13 protein-coding genes are annotated in these 11,406 nt (G+C 69.3%); all 13 read right to left on the minus strand.

The window, feature by feature from the left end; translation table 11 throughout:
* Nucleotides 1-370: 370 nt before the first annotated feature.
* Nucleotides 371-826: a DUF2550 domain-containing protein gene (locus SM447_RS20710; protein WP_474574496.1), complete on the minus strand. Its 456-nt coding sequence runs from the start codon at nt 824-826 to the stop codon at nt 371-373.
* 12 nt (nt 827-838) lie between these two features.
* Nucleotides 839-1,123 carry a F0F1 ATP synthase subunit epsilon gene (locus tag SM447_RS20715; protein ID WP_474574497.1) on the minus strand — a complete coding sequence of 95 codons (285 nt, stop codon included), beginning with the start codon at nt 1,121-1,123 and terminating at the stop codon, nt 839-841.
* Between the two features lie 89 nt (nt 1,124-1,212).
* Complete coding sequence (locus SM447_RS20720) at nt 1,213-2,355, minus strand: LCP family protein (protein ID WP_474574498.1); 1,143 nt, start codon at nt 2,353-2,355, stop codon at nt 1,213-1,215.
* 239 nt (nt 2,356-2,594) lie between these two features.
* Nucleotides 2,595-4,031, minus strand: a complete 1,437-nt coding sequence (gene atpD / locus SM447_RS20725) for a F0F1 ATP synthase subunit beta (protein WP_474574499.1) — start codon at nt 4,029-4,031, stop codon at nt 2,595-2,597.
* Nucleotides 4,031-4,969 carry a F0F1 ATP synthase subunit gamma gene (locus SM447_RS20730; RefSeq protein WP_474574500.1) on the minus strand — a complete coding sequence of 313 codons (939 nt, stop codon included), beginning with the start codon at nt 4,967-4,969 and terminating at the stop codon, nt 4,031-4,033. The genes atpD and SM447_RS20730 overlap by 1 nt, the downstream gene beginning before the upstream one ends.
* Before the next feature lie 9 nt (nt 4,970-4,978).
* Nucleotides 4,979-6,625 carry a F0F1 ATP synthase subunit alpha gene (gene atpA / locus SM447_RS20735; RefSeq protein WP_474574501.1) on the minus strand — a complete coding sequence of 549 codons (1,647 nt, stop codon included), beginning with the start codon at nt 6,623-6,625 and terminating at the stop codon, nt 4,979-4,981.
* Nucleotides 6,626-6,718: 93 nt separating this feature from the next.
* On the minus strand, nt 6,719-7,540 hold the full coding sequence (locus SM447_RS20740) for a F0F1 ATP synthase subunit delta (RefSeq protein WP_474574502.1): 822 nt from the start codon (nt 7,538-7,540) through the stop codon (nt 6,719-6,721).
* Nucleotides 7,540-8,064, minus strand: a complete 525-nt coding sequence (locus tag SM447_RS20745; RefSeq protein WP_474574503.1) for a F0F1 ATP synthase subunit B — start codon at nt 8,062-8,064, stop codon at nt 7,540-7,542. The genes SM447_RS20740 and SM447_RS20745 overlap by 1 nt, the downstream gene beginning before the upstream one ends.
* Before the next feature lie 29 nt (nt 8,065-8,093).
* Complete coding sequence (gene atpE, locus SM447_RS20750) at nt 8,094-8,315, minus strand: ATP synthase F0 subunit C (protein WP_474574504.1); 222 nt, start codon at nt 8,313-8,315, stop codon at nt 8,094-8,096.
* A gap of 95 nt (nt 8,316-8,410) precedes the next feature.
* A complete protein-coding gene (atpB, locus tag SM447_RS20755) occupies nt 8,411-9,232 on the minus strand; it encodes a F0F1 ATP synthase subunit A (RefSeq protein WP_474574505.1) in 822 nt (273 codons plus the stop codon).
* Nucleotides 9,233-9,454, minus strand: a complete 222-nt coding sequence (locus SM447_RS20760) for a hypothetical protein (RefSeq protein WP_474574506.1) — start codon at nt 9,452-9,454, stop codon at nt 9,233-9,235.
* Nucleotides 9,455-9,620: 166 nt separating this feature from the next.
* Entirely contained in the window at nt 9,621-10,094 is a 474-nt protein-coding gene (locus SM447_RS20765) for a hypothetical protein (protein ID WP_474574507.1), read from the minus strand.
* Nucleotides 10,091-11,377 (minus strand): serine hydroxymethyltransferase, encoded by a 1,287-nt coding sequence (locus tag SM447_RS20770; RefSeq protein WP_474574508.1) that lies wholly within the window; start codon nt 11,375-11,377, stop codon nt 10,091-10,093. Before SM447_RS20770 ends, SM447_RS20765 begins: the two co-directional genes overlap by 4 nt.
* Nucleotides 11,378-11,406 lie beyond the last annotated feature (29 nt).

Raw genomic sequence — 11,406 nt, forward strand, 5'->3', positions numbered from 1 at the left:
ACACCCACCCACCACGCCGGCGGGCGATCTTCCTCGGTCGCTCAGCCATGTCCAACGACCGGCGGCCCGCCACCATTCCCGGACCACACCCACCCACCACGCCGGCAGGCGATCTTCCACGGTCGCTCACCCGTCAACAACCACCCCGACCCGCCACCCATTCCACCCCGAGCCCCCAACCGCCCCGCAATCTTGGTCCCAAACCACCCACCGAAGGGCGAAACCGCACCAAGATCCCCACCCGACACACCACGAAACCGGACACCCGGCGCACCCGGGCGGAGGTCACCCACGACGAGGGTGTGGCACGGGCGGGCTGCAGCCCACGATCACAACGCGGCAGGCCGAGCTCGGACGGGCGCGGCCTGGGTCAGGCGGCGGGCCAGTCCTGGGAGGCCACACGTGGCGAGACCGCCCCCGGAGGGGCGGCCTCGAGCCAGGAGAGAAACCCGGTGACGGTGGATCGTGCCATTGCGATCTCGACCGGGGCGTGTCGACTGGTACAGCGGAGGATGATCCAGTCGGCCGGCATGGACATTCGTTCCTGCCCCTCCGGCAGCCGCCGCCGCTCTACCGTCAACCCTTCGCGGGAGAGCACCCGCTTGGGACGTACGGCGAAACTGAACATCCGGTACCAGCGGAGTTGATCGCCGACGAAGCGGCCGAAACCGGGCGACCAGCCGCGGCCGTCAAGCATGGTGGAGGTCCGGACGCTGAGCCGGATGATGCCTCCGCTACGAGTGACCAGAGCCCGCCGGATGAAGAGGAACAGGATCGCGCCGAGGATCACGGCGAAGCCGATTCCGATCCCTTCCACGATCTCCATCGGCGGGTCGGCTCAGTTGCCCGTAGCGGCGGCGGCCGGAGTGGCGTTCTCGGCCAGCACGGTCACGCCCTGCTCGCTGACCGACAGGAAGCCGCCGGCCACGTCGTAGGTCAGCTGCTCACCCCCGGGGAGCTTGATGCGTACCTGGCCGGGCTCGGCGAGCTGGCCGAGCAGGGGCGCGTGCCCCGGCAGCACACCCAGCTCACCTTCGGTCGTCCGGGCCATGACCATCTCGGCCTTGCCCGACCAGACCTTCTCCTCGACGGCCACGAGCTGGACGTTAAGCTGCTCTGCCACGCTGTCTCCTTGCTGAGGCGGCGGATTGGGAAAATTCTAGTCGCGCCCCGGTCGTGTTCTTCAGGCGGGTGCCGAGACCCACACCACTGTCAGCTCTTGTTCACCAGCTTGGGATGCTCCAGGAGGAACGGGTCCAGCAGCTCCCGCTCCAGGGCCACGAAGAAGTCGTCCACCTCGGGTTCGAACCGCTCACCCAGGTATTTGCCGTTCTCCACGATCCCGCCGCCCGGCAGCTTGATCATCTGGATGTTGCCGGGGCGGATGTCCTTGAGGGCGAGGCCGAAGTCGACCACGCTGTGCCCCCGGCCGCTGAAGATCAGTGACTCGCCGGCCGCGCGGAGCACCTTGTCCAGCTTGACCGGGTTGGTCACCACGTCGGCGCTGAGCGCCTGGCCGGCCATCGCCTTGACGAACTGCTGCTGGTGCCGCTGCCGGCCGTAGTCGCCGTCCGGGACACCGTTCTCCGGGTACCGCTGGCGGACGTAGTCCAGCGCCTGCCAGCCGCTCAGGTGCTGCTTGCCCTTCGGGTAAACCGCCTGCGGCCCGATGTAGCCCTTGCCATTGGGGTTGCCCTGGCGGTGCTTGCCGTTCGGCTCCCGGTGCTCGGAGCGGACCTCCCGCTCGATGTTCATGGTGACGCCGCCCATGGCGTCGACGATCTTCTGGAAGCCGGAGAAGTTGATGATCGCGCCGGCGTCGAACCGCTCGATGCCGGTGACCTGCTGCACGGTGAGGGCGAGCAGTTCGAAGCCGCGGGCCGCGTCCGGCTTCCCACCCGGCACCCGGCTGCCGAACGACATCGCGGCGTTGAGCTTGGTGGTGGCGCCGCCGAACTCCGCCTTACGGAACGGCGGGATCTCCACGTAGAGGTCGCGCGGGATGGAGAAGAGGTACGCGCGGTCCATCTCCTTCGGCACGTGCAGAACCATGATCGCATCGGAGAGCGGCGGGGTGTCCTCGTCGCGGGGGTCGATGCCGACCAGCAGGATGTTGAGCGGTCCCTTGATGTCGCTCTTGCGCGTGTTGGCACCGGCCGCCTGGTCGCCGAAGAGGTCGGCCTTGCCGATCGCGCCCTCGTAACGGGCCATCAGCGCCTCCGCGCCCACCAGGCTCGTCCCGCTGAGGACCATCAGGATGACGCCGAAGATGGTGCAGAGCTGCGCCCAGCGGGGCACGCCCCGCCACACCGACGAGCGCCCACCAGGCTTGCCGCGTCTACCGGCCCTACCCACAAGCTTCTCCGTTCGTCGCGCCCCACCGAGGGATACGGACGCGCGCGGTCCAATGGTTTAAACGGATCAACGCTCATCGGCGCATGAGCGTGGCTAGACGGTATCTCGCAAGCGGCGTGATCGCCGAGCACGGGAAACCGGGCAAGCGGGGATGGTACGTCGCGAAGATGAACAGAAGGCCGCCCCGGGGTTACCGGGACGGCCTTTTCTGTTTCGTGTCTCTCAGCGGAGCCGAAGGGTCAGCCCTTCATCAGCTCGGCGGCCTTCTTCTCCAGGTCGTCGAGCCCGCCGCACATGAAGAACGCCTGCTCGGGGAAGTGGTCGTACTCGCCCTCGCTGATCTTGCGGAAGGCCTCGATGGTCTCCTTGATCGGGACCGTCGAGCCCGGCACGCCGGTGAACTGCTCCGCCGCGTAGGTGTTCTGCGACAGGAAGCGCTCGATCCGCCGGGCCCGGGCCACGGTGATCTTGTCTTCCTCGGAGAGTTCCTCGATGCCGAGGATGGCGATGATGTCCTGCAGGTCCTTGTAGCGCTGGAGGATCCGCTTCACCTCGCTGGCCACCTGGAAGTGCTCCTGGCCGACGAACTCGGGGGCCAGGATCCGCGACGAGGAGGCCAGCGGGTCCACCGCCGGGTAGATCCCCTTGTCGGAGATGGACCGCTCCAGGTTGGTGGTGGCGTCCAGGTGGGCGAACGTGGTGGCCGGGGCGGGGTCGGTGTAGTCGTCCGCCGGCACGTAGATCGCCTGCATCGAGGTGATGGCCTGGCCCCGGACGGAGGTGATCCGCTCCTGCAGCTCGCCCATCTCGTCGGCCAGGGTCGGCTGGTAACCCACCGCGCTGGGCATCCGGCCCAGCAGGGTGGAGACCTCGGAACCGGCCTGGGTGAAGCGGAAGATGTTGTCGATGAAGAGCAGCACTTCCTGCTTCTGCACGTCGCGGAAGTACTCCGCCATGGTCAGCGCGGAGAGTGCCACCCGCAGCCGGGTGCCCGGCGGCTCGTCCATCTGGCCGTAGACCAGGGCGGTCTTGTCGATGACGCCGGAGTCGGTCATCTCGTGGATCAGGTCGTTGCCCTCACGGGTCCGCTCACCCACGCCGGCGAAGACCGAGGTACCACCGAAGTTGCGGGCGACACGGGTGATCATCTCCTGGATGAGCACCGTCTTGCCCACGCCGGCACCGCCGAACAGGCCGATCTTGCCACCCTTCACGTACGGGGCGAGCAGGTCGATGACCTTGATGCCGGTCTCCAGCATCTCGGTCTTCGGCTCCAGGTCGGCGAAGGCCGGGGCCTTGCGGTGGATGCCCCAGTGGTCGTCGGCCTGGATGGTCTCGCCCTCGGTGAGGTTGAGGCACTCGCCGATGGCGTTGAAGACGTGGCCCTTGACCGCGTCACCGACCGGCACCTTGATCGGGCCGCCGGTGTCGCGCACCTCGGCACCGCGCACCAGGCCGTCGGTCGGCTGCATCGAGATGGCGCGGACCAGGTTGTCACCCAGGTGCTGGGCGACCTCCAGCGTCAGCGTCTTCTCGCCGCCGGACAGGGTCACGTCCACGTGCAGCGCGTTGAACAGGTCCGGCATGGCGTCGCGCGGGAACTCGGCGTCGACGACCGGGCCGATGACCCGGACCACGCGACCCGTGGCCGTCTTGGTCTCTACTGGGGCAGTCATCACACTTCACTTCCCGACGCGGCCAGCGCGTTCGCGCCGCCGACGATCTCACTGATCTCCTGGGTGATCCCGGCCTGGCGGGCCGAGTTCATCTCACGCGTGTACTTGTCGATCATCTCTTCGGCGTTGTCGGTGGCGCTCTTCATCGCCCGCCGCCGGGCCGCCGACTCGCTGGCCGCCGACTCCAGCAACGCCGCGTAGATCCGCGTGTTGATGTACTTCGGCAGCAGCGCGTCGAGCAGCGCCTCCGCGTCCGGCTCGAACTCGTAAGCCGGCAGCACGCCGGGCGCCGCCTCCGACCGGGGCCGCTCCTCGATCTGCAGCGGGCCGATGATCCGGGTGACCGGGTTCTGCGTCATCAGGGACTTGAACTCGGTGTAGACGATGTGCAGCTCGTCCACCCCGCGCACCCCGTCCGGGCCCGGCTCGCCGTCGACGTCGTCCGCACCGGCGGCGAACGCCTTGATCAGCGTCTCACCGACCTCACGGGCGTCGGCGAAGGACGGCTGCTCCGAGAAACCCGTCCAGCTGGCCTCGATCGGCCGGTTACGGAACCGGTAGAACGACACGCCCTTGCGCCCGATGACGTAGAGCACCGGCTCCTTGCCGTCGGCCTGGAGCCGGGCGACCAACGACTCGGCCGTCCGGATGGCGTTGGAGCTGTAACCACCGGCCAGACCCCGGTCGGCGGTCACCAGCAGCACGCCCGCCCGCCGGACCCGCTCGCGCGGGGTGAGCAGCGGGTGGTCGACCGAGGCGTTGGACGCCAGCGCGGTGAGCACGCCGGTGATGGCCCGGGAGTACGGCAGGGACGCCTCCACCCGGGCCTGGGCCTTGGCGATCCGGCTCGTCGCCACGAGCTCCATCGCCTTGGTGATCTTCTTCATCCCCTTCGCCGAGCGGATGCGTTGACGAAGAACACGTACCTGCGCCGCCATGGCCCGGCCCTACTGCTTCTGGGCCGGGGCTCCGCCGCTGTAGCGGGTGACCGTCTCGTGCTCGGCCTCGCCCTCCAGCGGCGCCGCCGGCGCCTCGTTGATCGTGCGCTCGTCCTCACGGCCGAGGAAGCCCTGCTTGAACTCCGCGATGGCGGAGTCGAGGGTCGCGATGATCTCGTCGTCCCACGTGTTGTCGGCGATAGCCTGCAGCGTGGCGTTGTGCTTGCGCCGCAGGTGCTCCAGGAACTGGGTCTCGAAGCGGCGAACCTCACCGACCGGGACGTCGTCGAGCTTGCCCTCGGTGCCGGCCCAGACCGAGACGACCTGCTCCTGCACCGGGTACGGCGAGTAGTTCGGCTGCTTGAGCAGTTCCACCAGGCGGGCACCGCGGTCCAGCTGGGCGCGGGAGGCCTTGTCCAGGTCCGAGGCGAAGGCGGCGAACGCCTCCAGTTCGCGGTACTGGGCCAGGTTCAGCCGGAGCGAGCCGGCGACCTTGCGCATCGGCTTCACCTGGGCCGCGCCGCCGACCCGGGAGACCGAGGTACCGACGTTGATCGCCGGCCGGACGCCCTGGTTGAACAGGTCGGTCTCCAGGAAGATCTGGCCGTCGGTGATCGAGATGACGTTGGTCGGGATGAAGGCCGAGATGTCGTTGGCCTTCGTCTCGATGATCGGCAGGCCGGTCATCGAGCCGCCGCCCATCTCGTCGGAGAGCTTCGCGCAGCGCTCCAGCAGGCGGGAGTGCAGGTAGAAGACGTCACCCGGGTACGCCTCACGGCCCGGCGGGCGACGCAGCAGCAGCGACACCGCCCGGTACGCCTCGGCCTGCTTGCTGAGGTCGTCGAAGACCACCAGGACGTGCTTGCCGCCGTACATCCAGTGCTGTCCGATGGACGAGCCGGTGTACGGGGCGAGGTACTTGAAGCCGGCGGGGTCCGACGCCGGGGAGGCGACGATGGTGGTGTACTCCATCGCGCCGGCCTCCTCGAGGATGCCCTTGATGCCGGCGATGGTGGAGGCCTTCTGGCCGATGGCGACGTAGATGCAGCGGACCTGCTTCTTCGGGTCGCCGGAGGCCCAGTTCTCCCGCTGATTGAGGATGGCGTCCAGAGCGACCGTGGTCTTACCGGTCTTGCGGTCACCGATGATCAGCTGCCGCTGGCCCCGACCGATCGGGGTCATCGCGTCGATGGCCTTGATGCCGGTCTGCAGCGGTTCGAAGACGGACTGCCGGGCCATCACGTTCGGGGCCTGCAGCTCCAGCTCGCGGTAGCCCTCGTCGGCGATGTCGCCGAGGCCGTCGATCGGCTGCCCGAGCGCGTTGACCACGCGGCCCAGGAAGCCGTCGCCGACCGGCACCGAGAGCACCCGGCCGGTGCGCTTGACGCGCTGCCCCTCTTCGAGCCCGGAGTAGTCGCCGAGGACGACGACACCGATCTCCCGGACGTCGAGGTTCAGCGCCACGCCGAGCGTGCCGTCCTCGAACTCCAGCAGCTCGTTGGTCATGGTCGAGGGCAGGCCCTCGACGTGGGCGATGCCGTCGCCGGTGTCGGCGACGGTGCCGACCTCCTCACGGGAGACGTCGGGCGAGTAGGAGGAGACGTAGCGCTCCAGGGCGCCGCGGATCTCCTCCGTCGAGATGGTCAGCTCGGCCATCCTCTGCTTCCTTAAGTATCAGGGGCCCGGGATACCTAGTACCGACCGGTCCTCGGGTCGACTGTCGTTTCCGGGCGCTGCGCGGGGTGCTGGTCAGCGCTTCGCGAGCGCGTTGCGGGTCTCGTTGAGGCGGCGGAGGATCGTACCGTCGTACAGGTCCGAACCCACCCGGACGCTCACTCCACCGAGGATCGTCGGGTCAACCGTAAGCTTGACAGCAACCTGTCGATCGTATATGGCGGATAGCCGATCGCCCAGTCGCTGCTCCTCCTCCTCGGTGAGTGGGGCGGCGACCGTGACATACGCGACCTGCCGGTCCCGCCGCTCCGCCGCCAACTCCACCAATCGGGACAGCGAGGCGGTGAACGACCGGCCACCGAAGCCGGCCAGTGCCGCCTCCGCCAGCCGCACCGTCACCGGCCGGGCCTTGCCCGTCAGAAGCATCCCGACCAGCTCGGCCCGCTGCGCCACCGGCGCCATCGGGTCGGACAGGGCGTTGGACAGCTGTGGGTCCGCGGCGACCACCTGGCCGAAACGGAACAGCTCGTCCTCCACCTCGCCCAGCTCACCGGCGCGGTCCGCGCTGGCGAGCAGGGCCTGCACGCCGAGGCGTTCCGCGCCGTCGAGCAGTTCCGACGGCGCCGACCAGCGGCCGGCGACCAGAACCCCGAGCAGGTCGAGCGTGTCCGCGCCGACCTTGCCGGAGAGCACCGAGTTCAGCAGACCGGTCCGGTCCGCGCCCGCGCGCGCCGGGTCGGAGAGCGCCCGGCGCAGCCGGACCTCCCGCCGCAACAGGTCCGCGACGGCGAGCAGTTCCGCGCCGGTGCCGGCCACCGCCGACGGCTCGGCACCGGCGACGTGCTCCTCCAGCCGCGCGAGCGCGGCGGCGTAGGACTCCCGGCTGGCGGCCTGCATCAGCGGGTCCCCGCGCTCTCGAGGTCGGTGAGGAACCGCTCGACGGTGCCCTTGCGGCGGGCCTCGTCGGCGAGCGACTCACCCACGATCCGGCTGGCCAGGTCGACCGCGAGGCCACCGACCTCCGCGCGCAGCTCGCGCACGATGGTCTGGCGCTCCACGGCCAGCGACTCCCGGCCGGCGGCGATGATCCGGTCGGACTCCTCCCGGGCCTTGGCCAGGATGTCCGTACGGATCGACTCGGCGTCGGCACGGGCGTCGTCCCGGATCCGGGCCGCCTCGGTACGCACCTCGGCGAGCTGGGCCCGGTACTGCTCCAGCAGCTGGTTGGCCTCGGCCTGAGCAGCCTCGGCACGCTTGAGGCCGCCCTCGATCGCGTCGACCCGCGCCTGGTACATCGCCTCCATGCGCGGCAGCACGAACTTCATCAGGACGAAGCAGAGCAGGGCGAAGGCGATCGTCCCGACGACGAGCTCCTGCCAGATCGGCACGAGCGGGTGGTGGCCTTCAGCGGCGAGATTCATGTCAGACCTCCGGGTCGACTAACGGACCGTCAGACTGCGAACGCGAGCACCAGGCCGAACAGGGCGAGCGCCTCGACCAGCGCGAAGCCCAGGACCAGCCAGGTGCGGTTGTAGCCGGCGGACTCCGGCTGACGGGCGCTGGCCTGGATGTAGGCCGCGAAGACCAGGGCGACACCGATGCCGGGGCCGATGGCGGCGAGGCCGTAGCCGATGGTGTTGACGTTGCCCTCGATGGCGGCAAGAACGTCCATTGCGGGTATTCCTCCTAGTAGACGCGTGAGTTCTCACGCGTACGCGGTCGTGCCGGAAGCTAGGTCGGGCCGGGCGGCCCGCCGGGGTCTGTGGATCAGTGCTCGTCGGCGAGGGAGCTGCCGATATAGTTGGCGGTCAGAGTGACGAAGACGTACGCCTGCAACAGCGCGACCAGCACCTCGAAGAAGGCCATCAGGATCGCCATGAGGAACGCGGCGATCGACGAGATCTGGACGAAGAGGTTGTCCGAGGCGAGCATCACGAAGCCGCCGACGGTGAACACCAGCAGGATCAGGTGGCCGGCGAACATGTTGGCGAAGAGCCGGACCGCCAGCGTGACCGGCCGCACCACGAACGTCTGCAGGAACTCGATCGGGATCAGCAGGAAGTGCATCGGCCACGGGATGCCGGGCAGGATCAGGCTCTGCTTGAGGTAGCGGCCCAGACCGTGCTTGCGGACACCGATGTAGAGGTACATCACGTAGGAGATCGCGGCGAGCACGATCGGGAAGGCGATGTGCGAGTTCGGTGAGATCTGCAACCCGGGGGTGATACCGAAAAGGTTGGTCACCACGATGAAGCAGAACAGCACAGTGAAGTAGGGCGCGAACCGGATCCCGTCCTTGCCCATCTGCTCGCGGGCGATGTTGTCCCGGACCAGGCCGTAGATCGACTCCGCGTACCACTGGCCCTTGCTCGGCACCAGCTTCGGGTTCCGGTAGGTGGCCATGAAGAAGATGATCAGCAGACCGACGGCCAGCCAGACCATCAGCGTGAACTTCGTGACCCACGGGCCGGCGAGATCCGGCGGATAGAAGTCTTCGACGCTGGGGGGCCAGGGAAGGCCCTCTGCGGCGACAAGCTGTCCGCTCACCGTGTCATCCTCCGCACTCGACAGACCCGCGCGTGCCGGCACTCAGGCACTGAGCCTCTTCATGATCAGGTAGATCGCTCCGGCTGCGCCGAGCATCATGCCCACGGCGATTCCCACGCCGGTCGGCACGCCGAGGAACTCCCCCGCCAACCAGCCGAGGAATCCCCACACCACGATGCCGGCGAGCAGGTAGCCGAGGACGGCTCCGGCGACACCTTCCGACGAGTCTTCGTCGGGGCTTCTGCGGTGAGGGTTGTCGGCCATGACGAGGCGAACACTATCAGCCGGGTGTTTCGCGAGTGTGCGGCACCCCCCACACTGCGAGCAGCGTGCGGGCGGCGGGTGCGGGCGCGTCAAGCCGGAATCAGCCTACTCCTGTCCGGCCAGCCGGACAGGCCGACGAAACGCCCGGGAAACGCCAGCCGTACGGTCAGTGACCCGCTGGACGGTCCACGTGCGGCAGCGGGGAGCGCAACGCCCAGGTCAGGTGGGCGCCGGTCCACACGACGACGGCCGCGATGATGGCCACGCCCATGTCCGGCAGCCCGGGCCAGCCGGTGGCCGCGACGGCGGCCATCACCACCCCCAGGATGACGATCTTCGTTACGTAGGTGACCAGTCCCACCGACATGATCAGTCTCGGGTGGACCGCGTCCGCCCAGGCCACCGAGAGCCCTGAGATCAGGTAACTGACGATCACCAGGGCGATCCCGGCGGCCATCCCCGCCGCCCCGGTCGGGCCACGCAGCCAGGCCGCCGCCGGCACCGCGATCACGGCCAACCCGGCGCAGGCGAGCAGCGGCAGGCGCAGGTGGGGCACGCGGGCCCGGATGGCACCGGGCTCCCCCGCCCGGGGCGCGGTCGTCGGCGGCACGTCGGGCTCGCCGGTACGGGGCTCGCTCATCGGGGATAGGCCGGGAACTCGGCGGCCAGGTCGGCCACGTCGGCGGCGATCCGGGCCAGCTCGTCGGTCCCACCGGCGGCCGACGGGTCGGCGCGTACCGCCCGGGCGATGAGCTGCGCGATCTGGCGCATCTGCGCCTCCCCCATGCCCTGGGTCGTCACGCTTGGGGTGCCGACCCGGATACCGGAGGCGACCATCGGCTTCTGCGGGTCGTACGGGATGGCGTTCTTGTTCAACGTGATGGTGGCGGCGTCGCAGCGCGCCTCGGCCTCGGCGCCGGTGACCCCGGAATCCCGCAGGTCGATCAGGGCCAGGTGGGTGTCGGTGCCCCCGGAGACCGGTCGCATCCCCTCGGCCGCCAGACCGTCGGCGAGCGCCCGCGCGTTCGCCACCACCTGTGCGGCGTAGCTGCGGTACGCCGGTTGCGCCGCCTCGTGCAGCGCGACGGCCTTGGCCGCCACCGCGTGCATCAGCGGACCGCCCTGGGTGAACGGGAAGACCGCCTTGTCGATCCGCTCGGCCAGCGACTCCCGGCAGAGGATCATGCCGCCGCGGGGGCCGCGCAGCACCTTGTGGGTGGTCGCGCAGACCACGTCGGCGTACGGCACCGGTGACGGGATCGCCTGTCCGGCGACCAACCCGATGAAGTGCGCCGCGTCCACCATCAGGTACGCGCCCACCTCGTCGGCGATCTCCCGGAACCGGGCGAAGTCGATCAGTCGCGGATACGCCGTCGCCCCACAAATGATCATCTTCGGTTGGTGGGCGCGGGCGAGGTCGCGGACCTCGTCGTAGTCGATCAGCTCGGTGTCCCGCCGGACCGTGTAGCCGACGGGGTGGAACCACCGGCCGGAGAAGTTCACCCGGCTGCCGTGGGTCAGGTGCCCACCGTGCGGCAGTTCCATCGCCAGCACGGTGTCGCCCGGCTGCACCAGCGCGGCGTACGCGGCCAGGTTGGCGCTCGCGCCGGAGTGCGGTTGCAGGTTGGCGTGCTCGGCGCCGAAGAGGTCCTTCGCCCGGGCGATGCCCAGTTCCTCGGCCCGGTCCACCTGGGCGCAGCCACCGTAGTAGCGCCGCCCCGGGTAGCCCTCGGCGTACTTGTTGGTCAGCGTGGAGCCCAGCGCCGCCAGCACGGCCGGCGAGGTGAGGTTCTCGCTGGCGATCAGCTGCAGGCCCCCGCGCAGCCGGTCGAGCTCGCCGAGCACCACCTCCGCGATCTCCGGGTCGGTGGTGCTGAGCTGCTCGAAGTCCGGCCCCCAGAAGGTGCCCTCGGCGGTCTCCACAGCGCCAGAGTCTATGAGACCGCAGACTG

It is taken from the genome of Micromonospora aridisoli, from assembly GCF_056150025.1.